Source organism: Streptomyces sp. NPDC027962, assembly GCF_055566095.1.
Map to the genome: position 1 here is coordinate 77,591 of NZ_JBVHTA010000031.1, position 14,646 is coordinate 92,236.

General features: G+C 69.4%; 12 protein-coding genes and 1 pseudogene. 4 read left to right on the top strand and 9 right to left on the bottom strand.

What is annotated here, in order from left to right:
* Positions 1–23: 23 nt before the first annotated feature.
* Positions 24–707 (bottom strand): glycoside hydrolase family 75 protein, encoded by a 684-nt coding sequence (locus ACZ4SA_RS25825; protein ID WP_468278831.1) that lies wholly within the window; start codon positions 705–707, stop codon positions 24–26.
* A gap of 221 nt (positions 708–928) precedes the next feature.
* On the bottom strand, positions 929–2,740 hold the full coding sequence (ggt, locus tag ACZ4SA_RS25830) for a gamma-glutamyltransferase (protein WP_468278834.1): 1,812 nt from the start codon (positions 2,738–2,740) through the stop codon (positions 929–931).
* Between the two features lie 104 nt (positions 2,741–2,844).
* On the opposite strand from ggt, the gene ACZ4SA_RS25835 reads away from it, so the two are divergent.
* Complete coding sequence (locus ACZ4SA_RS25835; RefSeq protein ID WP_468278837.1) at positions 2,845–3,591, top strand: hypothetical protein; 747 nt, start codon at positions 2,845–2,847, stop codon at positions 3,589–3,591.
* 61 nt (positions 3,592–3,652) lie between these two features.
* Here the strand turns inward: ACZ4SA_RS25835 and ACZ4SA_RS25840 are convergent.
* A pseudogene (locus ACZ4SA_RS25840) lies at positions 3,653–3,924 on the bottom strand (alpha/beta fold hydrolase); the annotation flags it as partial.
* Between the two features lie 277 nt (positions 3,925–4,201).
* On the opposite strand from ACZ4SA_RS25840, the gene ACZ4SA_RS25845 reads away from it, so the two are divergent.
* The gene (locus tag ACZ4SA_RS25845) at positions 4,202–5,794 is read left to right on the top strand and encodes an alpha/beta fold hydrolase (protein WP_468278840.1); all 1,593 of its coding nucleotides are present in this window, start codon (positions 4,202–4,204) and stop codon (positions 5,792–5,794) included.
* Positions 5,795–5,925: 131 nt separating this feature from the next.
* On the opposite strand, the gene ACZ4SA_RS25850 is transcribed toward ACZ4SA_RS25845, so the two are convergent.
* From ACZ4SA_RS25850 to ACZ4SA_RS25875, 6 genes are all read right to left on the bottom strand, one after another.
* Complete coding sequence (locus ACZ4SA_RS25850) at positions 5,926–6,669, bottom strand: amino acid ABC transporter ATP-binding protein (RefSeq protein ID WP_468278842.1); 744 nt, start codon at positions 6,667–6,669, stop codon at positions 5,926–5,928.
* A gap of 152 nt (positions 6,670–6,821) precedes the next feature.
* Positions 6,822–7,271: a DUF6278 family protein gene (locus ACZ4SA_RS25855; RefSeq protein WP_468278845.1), complete on the bottom strand. Its 450-nt coding sequence runs from the start codon at positions 7,269–7,271 to the stop codon at positions 6,822–6,824.
* Between the two features lie 58 nt (positions 7,272–7,329).
* Positions 7,330–8,109 carry an exodeoxyribonuclease III gene (locus tag ACZ4SA_RS25860; protein WP_468278848.1) on the bottom strand — a complete coding sequence of 260 codons (780 nt, stop codon included), beginning with the start codon at positions 8,107–8,109 and terminating at the stop codon, positions 7,330–7,332.
* A 50-nt stretch (positions 8,110–8,159) separates the two neighbouring features.
* Positions 8,160–8,792, bottom strand: coding sequence for an MBL fold metallo-hydrolase (locus ACZ4SA_RS25865; RefSeq protein WP_468278850.1), 633 nt, complete (start codon positions 8,790–8,792; stop codon positions 8,160–8,162).
* A gap of 12 nt (positions 8,793–8,804) precedes the next feature.
* Positions 8,805–10,082, bottom strand: a complete 1,278-nt coding sequence (pcaDC, locus tag ACZ4SA_RS25870; protein ID WP_468278852.1) for a bifunctional 3-oxoadipate enol-lactonase/4-carboxymuconolactone decarboxylase PcaDC — start codon at positions 10,080–10,082, stop codon at positions 8,805–8,807.
* Positions 10,083–10,117: 35 nt separating this feature from the next.
* Positions 10,118–11,215 (bottom strand): IS110 family RNA-guided transposase, encoded by a 1,098-nt coding sequence (locus ACZ4SA_RS25875; protein ID WP_468278854.1) that lies wholly within the window; start codon positions 11,213–11,215, stop codon positions 10,118–10,120.
* Positions 11,216–12,037: 822 nt separating this feature from the next.
* Between ACZ4SA_RS25875 and ACZ4SA_RS25880 the strand changes: the two genes are divergently transcribed.
* Positions 12,038–12,562, top strand: coding sequence for a hypothetical protein (locus ACZ4SA_RS25880; RefSeq protein WP_468278856.1), 525 nt, complete (start codon positions 12,038–12,040; stop codon positions 12,560–12,562).
* A gap of 622 nt (positions 12,563–13,184) precedes the next feature.
* Entirely contained in the window at positions 13,185–14,267 is a 1,083-nt protein-coding gene (locus tag ACZ4SA_RS25885) for a hypothetical protein (protein ID WP_468278859.1), read from the top strand.
* Positions 14,268–14,646 lie beyond the last annotated feature (379 nt).

A 14,646-nucleotide genomic window follows, 5' to 3' on the forward strand; every position in this document is an offset into this window, starting at 1 on the left:
CCAGGAGAGGCATCTCCGCCCGCTCAGTCTCCGTACACGAATCGCTCGGCCAGGTATTCGCCGAGCGATTCGGCGGCGGACCGGCTCTCGATCGGCGAGACCCGGGAGTCCTTGAACACGATGTACGTGACACCGGAGGGCACGCCGCCCGTCGCGGGGTCCGGGTCGATTCCGAGCGCCTTCGCCGCGCTGTACGACGCCTCTCCGATGATCCCGGCCGGCCCGACGTCCCCCACGACCGCGTACTGGACCCTGCCCTTGTAGACGATCGCGGCGAGCGAGCCGCCGCGGATGCCGGACCTCCGGTAGTCCCAGGTCGAGCTCGGCATCGGTACGACGATGAACGGCAGCCTCTCCGAGTTCAGGTACCGGCCGTCCGACTGGGTGAAGGATGTCGTCGGCAGGTACGACGGATCGGTGTCCTCATTGCAGCGCGCGGTGCGCCGGCCGTCGCAGTCGATGTCCATGTCGGCCTTCCACGACACGGCGGAGCCGTGGTCGCAGACGGGTATGTTCTCCGGCCTGCCGCTGTCGGTGCTGTACCTGCCGTCGGATATCCGGTAGCAGCGTCCGAGCGAGTCCAGCAGGTCGTCCGCGTCGACACCGTAGCCGGCCGCACGGTGGTCGTCGGGTGCGGGCGGCGGTGGCACCGCGCCGGCGTACGCGGCTGCGGGCAGTGCCGTCGTTCCGAGCACAACGGTGCTCATGGCAAGGGCGAGGGTGATGTTTCGAATATGCACGAGGAAGCCTTTCTGTCGAAAGCTTTCCTACCGCCGCCGGCACCGACCGGCCCGAATGAAAGCGCCGTTCGGGTGACCTTGACTACGGACGCGCGTTCGAGCACCCGTCCCTCAGGAGGCGGCCGACCGGCCCAGGAGCAGTGCCCTGGCCGGGCCGCCGACCCGGTCAGGACACCTCCGCCGCCCGTTCAGCGGGACGGGTGCACCACCATCGCGGAGCCGCCGCCGCGCCGCTCCCTCTCCGCCGCCGCGAGCCAGCGCCCGCCCGGGAGCCGCTGGATGCCGGTGACCGCGCCGATCTCCGGGTTCAGCCGGAAGGAGTGCCCGATGGCCTCCAGCCGCTTCCGCAGCAGGCTGTCGTTCCACAACTCCGGCTCCAGCTCCGTCGTCGGCTGGTTGCGCTGGCTCGCCCTGGGTGCGGCGATCGCGTCCACGAGCCGCAGGCCCCGGTCGAGATGGCCCGTCAGCGTCTGGAGCACTGTCGTGATAATGGTCGCGCCGCCGGGTGATCCGAGCGCCAGCACGGGACGGCCGTGGTGGTCCAGCACGATCGTCGGCGAGATGGAGGAACGCGGCCGCTTGCCGGGACCGGGCAGGTTCGGGTCGTGGACCGCAGGGTCGGCCGGAGCGAACGAGAAGTCCGTCAGCTCGTTGTTGAGCAGGAAACCGCGCCCCGGGACGGTGATGGCGCTGCCGCCCGTCTGCTCGATGGTCAGGGTGTAGGCGACGACGTTGCCCCACTTGTCGGCGGTCGTCAGATGGGTGGTGTTCTCACCCTCGTACGTCGTCGGGGCAGCCTTGCCCGTGGCCTCGCACGGTGCGGGCCGGCGCGGGTCGCCGGGTGCGAGCGGGCTCGAGAGCACCGCGTCGTCCTGGATCAGGCATTCGCGGGAGTCGGCGAACCGCTGCGACAGCAGCCCCTCGACCGGCACGTCCTCGAAGGCCGGGTCGCCGACCCATCGCCCCCGGTCGGCGAAGGCGATCCGGCTCGCCTCGATCAGCCGATGCAGATACTGCTCCTTCGAGACCTCCGACAGGTCGGTGCGTTCCAGGATGTTGAGCGCCTCACCGACGCTGGTGCCGCCGGAGGACGACGGTGCCATGCCGTACACGTTCAGGCCGCGGTACGACACCTTCGTCGGTGTGCGGCGCACCGTCTCGTACGCCGCGAGGTCGCGCTTTGTCAGGTCGCCCGGCCGGACCACCCGTGCGGCGTCCGCGGCCACCGGTGGCTTGCGCACGGTGCGCACGATGTCCTCGGCGAGGTCGCCCGCGTAGAGCGCGCTCACGCCCTCGCGTCCGAGTTTTTTGTAGGTACGGGCCAGATCCGGGTTCCGGATGACCGAGCCGACGACCGGCAGCCGGCCGCCGGGCAGGAACAGCTCCGCGGAGTCGGGGAAGTCACGGAAGCGCGCCTCGTTGGCCGCGGTCTGCGAGCGGAAGGTCTCGTCGACGGTGAAGCCGTGCTTCGCCAGCCGCTCCGCCGGCTTGAGCAGTTCGCCCAGCGGCCTGCTGCCCCATGCGTCGAGCGCGGCGTCCCACGTGGCGGGCGTGCCCGGTGTGCCGACGCCGAGGCCGCTGGTCACGGCCTCCGCGAACGGGACGGGTCGGCCGTTCTCCAGGAAGAGCGCGGCGTCGGCCGAGCGCGGCGCGGTCTCGCGGCCGTCGATGGTGTGCACGGCACGGGTCCTGGCGTCGTAGTGGACGAAGTAGCCGCCACCGCCGATGCCCGCCGAGTACGGTTCCGTCACGCCGAGCGCCGCGGCGGTGGCCACCGCCGCGTCGACCGCGTTGCCGCCGTTGCGCAGCACCTCGATCCCGGCGGCGGAGGCGTCCGGGTCGACGCTCGCGACCGCTCCGCCGTGGCCGACGGCGACGGGCGACTTGGCGGGGGGCGCGGTCGGCGGGGAGTGATGCGTGGGCGGGGCTGCCGCACCGATCGAGACGACGGCCGCGGCAAGGGCCACGACCGATGCATTCCGTGCGGTGGAGCGACGCATTCGTACCTCCAGTCAGCCGGTGTCGCCGCAGCGTAACTTTCCTCGGGCCCCACGGACAGGACCGGCTCGAACAACGGTGCGCAGCACCGCTAACATGCGCGCCCATGACTGACGACGTACGCAACATCGTGCTCGGGGTGGTGGCAGCGGGGATCAGTGCCGCGCTCGGCTGGCTCGCCCGCACCTACTTGTGGCGGCGCCGGCTGCGGCGCAAGCAGGCGTTCTTCGGGCTGCCGCCGAACTCCGAGTCCCTGCTCGTCGTCAACCGTGAGGCGGGGCGCGACGGTTCGGTGCACCGCTTCGACGTCTTCGCGCTGCTGGAGCTGGCAGCGCTCATCAAGGACTGCGGGGCGAAGGCCCAGATCGTCTGGCACGACACGGCGCAGCAGGGCTTCGGTGAGCGCACCGAGTTCTGCGTGGGCGGCCCCGGGTCGAACCGCCGTATGGCAGCGCATCTGAGCAGCATGCTGCCGGGCGTGAAGGTGAACCTCGATGCCGAACCGGGGCCGGACCAGGTCTCGTTCCAGATCGGCTCCGAGCGGTACCGCATGGAGCCGGGTTCGTCCGAGTACGTGCTGCTGGCGCGGCTGACCGCCGGGCAGGACTCGCGGCCGGTGTTCCTGTTCTGCGGCCAGCGTGCGATAACCAACCAGGCGGCCGGTCGCTATCTGGCCCGCCACCATGTGAAGCTCGCCCGCAAGCACGGCAACGGCTCGTTCTGTCTGCTGCTCAAGGTGATCAACTCGCAGGCGTACGGCCCCGACGTGGTCGAGCTGGTCGCCGACGTGACGCGGGCCGCGCAGGCGCCCGCGCCTGTGGCGGCCCGCACCTCCCACCGGGCGGCGTCCTGACCCCCGGCCCTCATACGGTGGTCAGCGGCAGCGACTTGATCCCGTTGATGAAGTCGTCCGCAGCGCCGCCCCCGGCGGCTTCGAACGTCTGCCAGCCGAGCCGGTCGGCGAGAGCGAGCAGGTCGGCGGCGCCCTCGGAGGTCGTGTACGCGCCCTGCGCGTCCCGCGCCTCGCCATAACCCGCAGGTCGGGGAGGACGTAGGTGAAGCTGCGCCGGTCGATGTCGGGGAGAAGGCTGTCGTAGGCGGAGCGGTCGGCGAACCAGCCGTGGACGGCGAGCACGCCGTGCGGGCCGGAGCCGTGCAGGGAGTGGGGCAGCGGGAAGGGGACCACGGCGCCTCCCGTTCGGCGGCTCTTGCGGAACACCACAACAGTGCTGGTCCGCGGCTTCTCGGGCAGGTCCCCGGACGGCGTACCGGACGAGGCGATTTCCGGCCACCGGCACACCCGCTCAGGAGCAGTCACTTGGGGCCCTTTCTCGGCGCGCACCCCACTGACACGACGTCCAATAATTGTTACGCTGGCGTAACTTACTGGGGAGTTACCTCCAGTAGCACCTCCCCATTACCGTCGGGTCACTTCGTAGGGACAGATGAGTCAGGAGTGACCCGTGGGACTTCCTCGCAAGGCTCTGCGCACCACTGCCATCGGTACGGCCTCCGCCGCGCTGCTCGCCGGTTCCACCACCGCCGCAGCCCCCGCCGCCCCGGCCCTGACCCAGCAGGACAGCGCCACCGCCTCCCCCGGCATCCGCTTCGTCGACATCGAGGGCGACGGCGGAACGGTGCTCAAGGCCAACGTCGCCACGCCCGCGGACCGGGACGGCCATCGGGCCTATCCGGTCATCGTGCTCCCCACCAGCTGGGCGACGCCGCAGGTCGAGTACCTTGCCCAAGCGAGGAGGCTCGCCGACTCGGGCTATGTGGTGGTGAGTTACAACTCCCGCGGCTTCTGGCAGTCCGGCGGCGAGATCGAGACCGCCGGGCCACCCGACATCGCCGACGCGTCCAAGGTCATCGACTGGGCGCTGGCCAACACGCCGGCCGATCCGGACAGAGTCGGCATGGCGGGCGTCTCCTACGGCGCGGGCATCAGCCTGCTCGCCTCCGCGAAGGACAAGCGCATCAAGGCCGTCGCCGCGCTCAGCGGCTGGGCCGACCTCATCGACTCCATCTACAGCGGCCGCACCCAGCACCTCCAGGCCGCCGCCCTGCTCAGCGGCACCGGCTATCTCACCGGCCGCCCGAGCGCCGAACTCCAGCAGGTCATGTCCGACTTCCTGACCTCCAACCTGGCCAGGGAGCAGGACATGATCGCGTGGGGACGCCGGCGCTCCCCCGCAGCACATCTCGACGAGATCAACGCCAACGGCGCCGCGATCATGCTGGGCAACGCATGGGGCGACTCGCTCTTCCCGCCCAACCAGTACGCCGACTTCTACGAGCGGCTCAGCGTCCCCAAGCGCCTCGAGTTCCGCCCGGGCGACCACGCCACCGCGGAGGCCGCCGGCCTGCTCGGCCTGCCCAACGACACCTGGACCAGCGCCCACCGCTGGTTCGACCACCACCTCAAGGGCGTCGACAACGGAGTCGACCGCGAGCAGCCCGTACGCATCAAGACCCGCTCCACCGGCGGGTACGAGACCTACCCCGACTGGAAGTCGGTGGGCGCCGACCGGCGGAAGATCGAGCTGGGCGGGTCGCCGCGGATCCGCGCCAACATCGACTCCGGGGCGAACGGCGGGGTCATCTTCCTGTCCAGCATGCTCGACCAGTTCGTCAAGCTGCCGCCCATGGCGTCGATCCCGCTGCTGCCGCGCTCGTTCGCTGCCGTGTGGCAGTCGCAGCGCTACGGCAGCACCCAGCAGGTCCGGGGCACGGCGAAGCTGCACACCACGGTCACGAGCACCAAGGAGAGCGGCACCCTCGTCGCCCATCTCTACGACGTGGGCCCGCTCGGCCTCGGCAAGCTGGTCGCAGGCGCGCCGTACACCTTCCACGGCAAGACGCCCGGTCAGCCGTTCGCCGTGGACCTGGAGTTGTTCTCCACCGCCTACGACGTACCGGCCGGCCACCGTCTCGCCGTGGTCGTCGACACAGTCGACCCGCTCTACATCGAGCACAACCCGGCCGGCGCGCAGCTGACCTTCTCCTCGCCCGCGGCCGACCCCTCGTATCTGTCGGTCCCGCTGCGCCAGGAGTGATCACCGGCTGCTGCCGGCTGGGGTCCCCTGCCTCACACAGGGGAGCGGGTGGTGCTCCATGAACCTCTGCCGCCTCCCGCTCCCGCCCGTCGGGCCAGGGGGAACCCACGGCAGTCAGTGCTCGGGGGCAGTCAGTGCTTGAGGATCTTGGAGAGGAAGTCCTTGGCCCGGTCGGTCCGAGGGTCGGTGAAGAAGGCTTCGGGCGTGCGGTCCTCGATGATGCGGCCGTCGGCCATGAAGACGACGCGATTGGCGGCGGAGCGGGCGAAGCCCATCTCATGGGTGACGACGACCATGGTCATTCCCTCCTGGGCGAGTTGCTGCATCACCTCCAGCACCTCGTTGATCATCTCGGGGTCGAGGGCAGAGGTCGGCTCGTCGAAGAGCATGACCTTGGGGTCCATGGCCAGGGCGCGGGCGATGGCCACGCGCTGCTGCTGGCCGCCGGAGAGCTGGGCGGGGAACTTGTCCGCCTGATCGGCGAGCCCGACGCGCTCGAGCAGTTCACGCGAGCGGCGCTCGGCGTCTTCCTTCTTGCGCCCGCGGACCTTGACCGGACCGAGGGAGACGTTCGCCAGCACGGTCTTGTGCGCGAAGAGATTGAACGACTGGAAGACCATGCCGACGTCGGCGCGGAGCTTCGCGAGGGCCTTGCCCTCTTCCGGGAGCGGCTGCCCGTCGACGGTGATGCGGCCCGACTCGATGGTCTCGAGCCTGTTGATGGCCCGGCACAGCGTCGATTTTCCCGAGCCGGACGGTCCGATGACCACAACCACCTCCCCACGGCCGACGGTGAGGTTGACGTCCCGGAGAACGTGTAACTGCCCGAAGTGCTTGTTGACATCACGCAGCTCGATCAACGGATCGACGGCCATACGCTGCCCTACCCACTCTCAGCTGTGTGTCGAGGTCAGCGCAAACTATCCAGCGCTCCAAGGGACTTACACCCGACACGCATAAGTAGGGCATAAGCCGTATTAATATAGAACCTCATGAACACGGAATACGGGCGGGCTTGCGAGGACGGTCAGGCTTCCGCCGCCTCGCCGTAGACCTGCGACAGCTGGGGCGCTCCGTTGAACGCCCATTCCACCCCTGCTTCGACCACGCTGATCTCCCGGCCGGAGGCGAGCCGCACCACAGGGTGGCCGCCCGGCCAGATGTGCCACGCCGCACCGGGCACCGTGCGAACGATCACGGTGCCGAGGTAGAGACCCGCGTCGTTCCCCAGCCACGGCAGCTCCTCCGGATCGTCGCGCCAGCGCGGCGGCAGCTGATCCAGCGCCGCCAAGGAGCCGGGAGAATCGTCCAGTTCGAGCCCCGACTGACCGGCCCGGGCACGCAGCAGCTCGCATTCGGACAGCAGCTCGGTGATGGCCGCCGCTCGCTCCGGATCATGTTCGGCGGCGGCCGGCTTGCCCTTGTCCCGTTCGTCGCTGTGGCGCCCCAGCCAGTGGTCCAAGAAAGGGATGTTCATACTGCAAAGACTCGCATCCCGGCGCCCGGGCGCACCACTGGGCGCGCGTCAACCAACCTCACGTGTCCAGATCGACAACAACCGGTGCATGGTCCGACGCGCCCTTTCCCTTGCGCTCCTCGCGGTCCACATAACCGTCCTTGACCGCCTTCGCGAAGGGCTCGTTGCCGTAGACGAGGTCGATCCGCATGCCGCGGTTCTTGGGGAAGCACAGCTGACGGTAGTCCCAGTACGTGAACGGGTGCTCGTACTTCAGCGGGCGCGGCACGACATCGGACAGGCCCCGCTTGCGCAGCTCCTCCAGCGCCGCCCGCTCCGGCGGCGTCACATGGGTCATGCCCTCGAAGAAGGACGGGTCCCACACGTCGTCGTCACTCGGCGCGATGTTGAAGTCGCCGAGCACGGCGAACGGACGCCCGCCCGCGGCGTCCTCGGTCACCGCGACGGACAGGGCTTCCAGCCAGCGCAGCTTGTAGCCGTAGTGGTCATGGGCGACCTCCCGGCCGTTCGGCACGTAGACCGACCAGAGGCGGACCGGGCCGCAGGTCGCGGCGATCGCCCGCGGCTCCTGCAGGCCCTCGTACTCCGGGGCGCCGGGCAGACCGCGGACGACGTCCTCGAGGCCGACCCGGGAGATCAGCGCCACGCCGTTCCACCTGCCGGTGGCGTGGACCGCGGACTCGTAGCCGAGCTCGCGCAGCTGGTCGGCGGGGAACTGCTCCTCGGTGCACTTGGTCTCCTGGACGCACAGCACATCGGTGCCGCTGCTCTCCAGCCAGGCCAGCAGCCGGGGCAGCCGGGCGGTGATCGAGTTGACGTTCCACGTGGCGATACGCATGGCTCAAAGCCTAACGGCGAGGTACGACAGTCCCCTGGCCCGCCGCGTCCTTACACGTCCTGCGACTCCCCAGGGGTCAGCCGGCCGTGTTCCGCGCCGCCGAGCTCGCCGATCTGGCGGTCGTAGATCGGCCGGGCGAGGTCCGTGAGCAGGGCGTCGTGGACGTCGATGGCGCGCCGCGGCCGCACCTCGCGCACGTAGTCGATTACCTCGGAGATCTTGTTCCACGGGGCGTGCACGGGCAGCATCAGCGTGTCGACGGGGTGGTCGGGGACGGTGAGCGCGTCGCCGGGGTGGAAGACGGATCCGTCCACGAGGAAGCCGACGTTGGTGATCCGCGGGATGTCCGGGTGGATCACCGCGTGGAGCTCACCGTGCACCTGCACGTCGAAGCCGGCCGCGGTGAACGAGTCGCCGTGCCCCACCGTGTGGACACGGCCGGGAAACGCCGCGGAGAGCCGGTCCGCGACGCTGCGCAGCGTCCACAGCGCGGCCGCCGGATTCGTCTCCAGGGCCGCCCGCAGGCGGCCCTCGTCGAAGTGGTCGGGGTGTTCATGGGTGACGAGGAGCACGTCGGCGCCCGCGGCGGCATCCTGCTCGCTGAAGCCGCCCGGGTCGACGACCAGCCGCCGACCGTCCTTCTGGAGCTGCACGCAGGCATGGGTCTTCTTGGTGAGCCTCATGCCCCCATCCTGCTATGCCCGCGGTGTCGTCTCCTCCTGAATCACAGCCTGCGCGACCTTGAACGCGGAGTTCGCCGCCGGAACGCCGCAGTACACGGCCGTGTGGATCAGTACCTCGCGGATCTCCGCGGGGGTCAGGCCATTGCGCAGCGCGGCCCTGGTGTGGAGGGCCAGCTCTTCCAGGTGCCCGCCGGCGACCAGGGCGGTCAGCGTCACACAGCTGCGGGTGCGCCGGTCGAGGCCCTCGCGGGTCCACACCTCGCCCCAGGCGTATCGGGTGATCAGCTCCTGGAAGTCGCCGGTGAAGTCGTCGTCATCGGCCATGACCGCGTCGACGTGCGCGTCGCCGAGCACCTCGCGGCGCACCTTCATCCCCGCCTGGTACGGGTCGGTCCTGCCGGAGTGGTGGGCCTGCGGCTGCTCGGGCGAGGCGGGGGCGATCTCCGCCACGGGGGCGACGGGAGCGGAGATGACGGGCGCGGGCGGGGCGGGGAAGGCCGTGAGGGTGTCGTGCCAGGCGGTGGCGAAGTGGTGGGCGAGCAGATCCGTGACGGCGGCGGGCTGCTCGACGGGGGCGAGATGGGAGGCGCCGGGCACGAGCGCGAGCCGGGCGTCCGGTATCCCCGCGACCATCGTCCGGGCCTCCGCGGGGCCGGTGACCTGGTCCTCCGAGCCCACCAGGACGAGTGTGGGGACGCTGACCCTGCCCAGTTCGGCGCGGACGTCGAAGGCCGCGAGCGCCTCGCAGGCGGCGATGTAGCAGCCGGGGTCGGTGTTGCGGACCATCTGGACGGCCCACTCGACGATCGCCGGCTGGGCTGCGGCGAAGGCCTGGGTGAACCAGCGCTCGGGCGCGCTGCGCGCCATCGGGTCCAGGCCGTTGGTGCGGACGACCACACCGCGCTGGCGGAACTCGTCAGCCGTGCCGAACCGCGGAGACGCCGCGACCAGTGCCAGCGTCGCCACGCGGTGCGGATGGCGCAGCGCCAGCTCGATGCCGACCGCGCCGCCGATGGAGCAGCCCGCGTAGCCGAACCGCTGCACCCCCAGCTGGTCCAGGGTGGCGAGCAGCCGCTCTGCGAGGTCGGTGACGGAGGTGGCGGGGTGCGCGGGGGCGCCGCCGTGGCCGGGCAGGTCGAACCGGATCACCCGCCAGCGCTCGGACAGCTCCGCGATCTGCCGGTCCCACATGTGCCATGTGGTGCCCAGTGACGGACCCAGGATCAGAACAGGGGCGTCTTCTGGCCCGTCACAGCGGTATTGCAGCGTTTTCGGTGGTGTCTCGCTCACCCGTCCGACCCTCTCATCTGTCACGGACGCCCCTATTACGGGGGGTCGGTGGAGACCGTCCGGACCAGGTTGAAGACCTCGCGGGCGGCATATCGCTTGAGGCAACGGATGATCTCACGACGGGTTTTGCCCTCCTGGGTGCGGCGCTCGTAGTACGCCTGGGTACGCGGGTCGTGGCGCAGCCGGGTGAACACGATGCGGTGCAGAGCGGCATTCGCCTGCCGGTCGCCGCCATGGTTGAGGCGACGCGAGCTCTGCCGGCCCGAGGAGTACTCGATGGGACTGACCCCGCACAAGGCGGCGAAGGACGCCTCAGTGCTCAGCCGCTCAGGGTTGTCGCCCATGGTGATCAGGAGCGTGATAGCGGAGTCCGGGCCGATACCAATCGGCGCGAGCAGCTGCGGGGCATGGCGTTCGACGAGCCCGGTCAGTCGCTGATTCAGCTCATCGATCTGCCCCGTGAGCTGCTCGATACGCTCGGCCAGCAGCCTCAGGGTGATGCGAGTGGCCTGGGCGACGGCATCCTCGTCGCCCTCGCCGTCGCGCGGGCTGAGGCACGCGCAGGTGCGGAACAGCTCGCGGTTACCCAGGTCGGACAGCCGCTCCCGCAGAGCCGGGTCGGCTACGACCAGGACGGCCTTGAGCTGGTTGATCGCCTGGGTACGGGCCTTGACCGCGGAGTCCTTGGCGATTTTGAACATCCGGGCGCTCTGCACCGGACCGTCGCCGGTTTTGGCCCGCGCCCGGGCGCGACCACTCAGCACGGCCCGCGCAGCAGCCTGCGCATCGAGCGGGTCCGACTTCCCGAGCAGACGACGGGCCGAGCGGTCGGGCCGGTTCACCTCGAACACCTGAACGTGCTGCGCCAGCAGGTAGCGGGACAGGCCCGCGCCGAAGGTGCCGGTACCCTCCACACCGGCCCGGCGCACCGTCCCCAACTTGCGGGCCCAGGCGAGCAGCCAACGGTATCCGACCGCCGTGGCCGGAAAAAACTTCGTACCCAGGATCTGACCCAGTGGGCAGAGAACGGCGGCGACATGGACCTCGCCGTGCGTGTCCACCCCCAGGACGACCTCGCCCCAAGCGGGCGGGCCTGTGCTGGTGGAGTGGGTGCTGCGCTGTCTGGGTGTCATGGTGGTCCGCCTCCCGCATGGTGACGTGCTGGGTGGCTGGCACCGGCCTGGTCGGGCGGTCTGAACCGTGATGGCGCCTGATTGATGGCAAGGCCCCTATTGGGACACGCCCTGTGGCTCGGTGACAGCAGGCACCATCCCGCAACGGCAGTCGACAAGTCCGTGACAAGACACTTCGGTCAAAGGTGTCATGAGTCAGACCTCCGTCCGGAACGGTGTTGCGCAACCGTCCCACTGATCCCGGCACAACGGCACGGCCCGATCAGTCCCGGAAGGCTTCGTCCGAACCGGTGCTCAACGTGGCCTGGACGGACTGACGAAGAGTTGACTCCCCGTTTACCCGTGACCGGCTTTGACAGGCAGCCAAGTTTGCCGCCGCACCGGCTGCCCTTCGTCGATGGCTCACTTCAGAGCGGCTCGCGCCGTCGCGGGCGCGAGTGAGCTGGAGTCTGGCCGAGTGCCGATCTAGATGGGTGCGCCGTTGGCAAGGAACCTCGTCACCCATTTTGCCCTCGGCTCTGGCGGGTGGCTGGGTGCCCTGATTACCCGCATCCAGCACACCAGCCACAACCCCGCCCCCAACACCCTCGCCGCAGCCGCCCGCCGCCGCACCATACGGGCATATGCGGCTGCCTCGGAGCGTACGCGACACAGCCTGCAGCGACTCCTGTGACCGCGAATCCGATCAACCATCCACGGCTTTACGGAGGCCCCCGGGGGCCAGTACGCCCCCTGCGGTCACTCATGGGCAGAATCCGCAAGTTGGTTGACAAGACCGTTCTTCTCCACGGCCGCGTGGACACCGCTTCTACGCTGGCCGTCATGCGCGAAGTCGAATACCGGAGCAGCGGCGTTCCGTTGGAGGAGTATGAACTCACCCGCAGGGACCATCGCCGTCAGAAGCAGAGCGAGGAGATCAGCGAGTCGGTTCGGCGTCAGGTCGAGGAGGACAACGCCAAATGCCGGGCGGACCCGGCGAGGGCGGAGCGTCGCCGCCAGGCGTTCGAGGATGTCGCGAAGCTGATGCAGTCCTTCAAGAAGGCAGACCACGAGATCATGCGATGGCGTGTCCGGCTGTACTGCGGCCACATCATCGAGACCGAGGCGCACTACACGTACACCGACCCCCTCTCCGCCGGGTCATACGGCAGGCGATGCTCTGAGTGCGGGGAAGACCGGCAAACAATCGTGGCCTTCGAACCCATCGGACTGCGTTGCGAGCCACCGGAAGCAACAGAACCTCCACCTCCGCCGCCCCCGAAGAAGCCGACACGAGCCGACCTCGAACGACGCGTTAAGACCCTGGAGAAGGAGAACGAACGCTTGCGCGCGAAGCTCAGTGGCTGAAAGCCCCGACCGCAGCCACCGGGCTGACTCGCCAGCAGCTCACGGAGGCCGAGCTGCCGGTGACGGCGAAGATCGCCGCCCGCACGGGCACCCAGTTCGCCCGCACAATGGCAGCTCATCGCTCCCTTCGGCAAATACCCCACCGCGCACCGGTCGGCGTTGCCCGCCATCGCCGCGTAGACACGGTCCACGTCAGCCCCCGCTCGTTCGAGCGAATTGTTTCGAACCACCCGTCGCTGACAAACGGAACTGACAACATGCCGCCGTGGTACGTCAACCTCGAGTCGAAGGCGGGCCATTGAAACGGCGGGTCAATGAGCGGCAGCTCTCGGTGTTGCAGTGGGTGGGAGCCGGGTGCCCTGCCGACGTCTGGGAGACCAGCTCCTACAAGACCACCTGCCAGGCACTGCAGAACCGGAGCCTGGTCACGATCTCCCGGAAGGGCGGGCAGTGGAACGTCGCACTGACAAGCGCCGGCCAGCACTATCTGGCGCACGGCACGTACCCTCCCCGCGGTTCGCGCCCACAGAAAACCCAGGCCGCCACTCCACAACCCCCGTCCACCCGCGCGCAGGAAACACCGGCCTCCGTGCGAAAGCCAAGCCCTCCCCCACAGCCTCGCGTGACGTTCACGGAGCAGCTGCTGCAAGAGCTCGCGGAGGCAGGCGGCCGGATCGTCAAGAGCGGCAGCGGTCCCGACTCCGTGAACTGGCCGTCCCGGATCGCCGCGGCACGCAGATCCGGAAGGATTCCGGAGACGAAGGAGCTTTACGGGGGTTGGTGCCGTGGCGGGTACGAGATCAAGCTCGTCGACATCCCCGCCTGGCGCCTTGCCGTCCTCGAACCCGTCCCCGTGCCCTCGCGGCTCGTGCGGCCGCTCCCCGTGGTCCGGGCCATGCAGAACGAACCTCAGCCGCTGGGCCTGACCAAGCCCGTCCAAGGACGTACTCTCCGGCTCATCCAGGCACTGATCGCCGCCGCCGAGAACGAAGGACACTCCGGTTCGGCAGGACAGACTGGCTTCGCACCCCCATCCCATCGCCGCCGCAGGGCAAATCCCCACTTCACCATCACCGCACAGGGCCAGACCGTGGGGTTCCTCGTCCTCCAGGAGCAGGACCGGACCGAGCACGTCGCCACCGACAAGGAACTCGCCGAGGCCAAGAAGGACTCCTGGGCCAGGATCCCCCGCTTCGACTACACCCCATCCGAGCGTCTCCGCTTCGTCCTCAGCGGCGGCCAACCGCACCGGGCGAGCGAATGGGCCGACACTCCCGGACGCTCCCTCGAAGAGCAGCTCGCCGAGATCGCACAGGAGGTCACCCTCCGCGGCGAAGCCGCAGAACGCAGACGTCTCGACGAGATCGAAGCGGCACGCCAGAAGCGCATCCGCTGGGAAGCTGCCATGGAAGAGGCCCGCCTCCGGTACGCGGAGGCGTACCGCGTCAGGCACCTCGAAGCCCAGGAAGCGGCATGGCGCCACGCCACCCGACTGACCGAATACGTGAGCGCCGTGCGCACGCGAGTCGAGGCCATGCCGCCGGGGAAGGCCAGAACCGAAGCCGAAGCATGGATCAGCTGGGCCGCGGCCACCGTGGAGCCTCTCGACCCCCTGGAAACTCCACCCCGGTTGCCCAACATCCCCGAGCCGCGAGCCGACGACCTGAAGCCCTCCCTCGGGCACTGGAGCCCCTACGGCCCCTGAACACGTCACCCACAGGACGGCCCGCCCAGCGTCACGGAACGTCACCACCGAGAGCCAAGTTGGGCGGGGTCAGCCAACGGCTCGGCAGCCGGTCCCCCGCCCTCTTCAAGATGCCCACCGCCACACGACTGAGAGCTCCGCCGGGCGGTCACCAATCACAGGTGACTGCCCGTCAGAATCTGAGCCGCTCGCTCGTGCGTCAAACGTGCGTCACGTGCGTCACGTGCGTCGAATATGCGTCAAGATATCGCACCTAACTCCCATAACGCACACTCCGAGAATCGGCAGGTCAGCAGCGCAGCGCGCCTTCGGCGCGCGCCGTGGGCGTGGTAAATCCCGTGGCGCGCGCCGGGGGTGCTTCTGTCTGCCCTGACGTGAG

What these genes read in the sequence shown, in the direction of transcription:
- ACZ4SA_RS25825 (WP_468278831.1), bottom strand. Translation starts at nt 707, where the DNA reads ATGAGCACCGTTGTGCTCGGAACGACGGCACTGCCCGCAGCCGCGTAC.
- ggt (WP_468278834.1), bottom strand. Translation starts at nt 2,740, where the DNA reads ATGCGTCGCTCCACCGCACGGAATGCATCGGTCGTGGCCCTTGCCGCG.
- ACZ4SA_RS25835 (WP_468278837.1), top strand. Translation starts at nt 2,845, where the DNA reads ATGACTGACGACGTACGCAACATCGTGCTCGGGGTGGTGGCAGCGGGG.
- ACZ4SA_RS25850 (WP_468278842.1), bottom strand. Translation starts at nt 6,669, where the DNA reads ATGGCCGTCGATCCGTTGATCGAGCTGCGTGATGTCAACAAGCACTTC.
- ACZ4SA_RS25855 (WP_468278845.1), bottom strand. Translation starts at nt 7,271, where the DNA reads ATGAACATCCCTTTCTTGGACCACTGGCTGGGGCGCCACAGCGACGAA.
- ACZ4SA_RS25860 (WP_468278848.1), bottom strand. Translation starts at nt 8,109, where the DNA reads ATGCGTATCGCCACGTGGAACGTCAACTCGATCACCGCCCGGCTGCCC.
- ACZ4SA_RS25865 (WP_468278850.1), bottom strand. Translation starts at nt 8,792, where the DNA reads ATGAGGCTCACCAAGAAGACCCATGCCTGCGTGCAGCTCCAGAAGGAC.
- ACZ4SA_RS25875 (WP_468278854.1), bottom strand. Translation starts at nt 11,215, where the DNA reads ATGACACCCAGACAGCGCAGCACCCACTCCACCAGCACAGGCCCGCCC.
- ACZ4SA_RS25880 (WP_468278856.1), top strand. Translation starts at nt 12,038, where the DNA reads ATGCGCGAAGTCGAATACCGGAGCAGCGGCGTTCCGTTGGAGGAGTAT.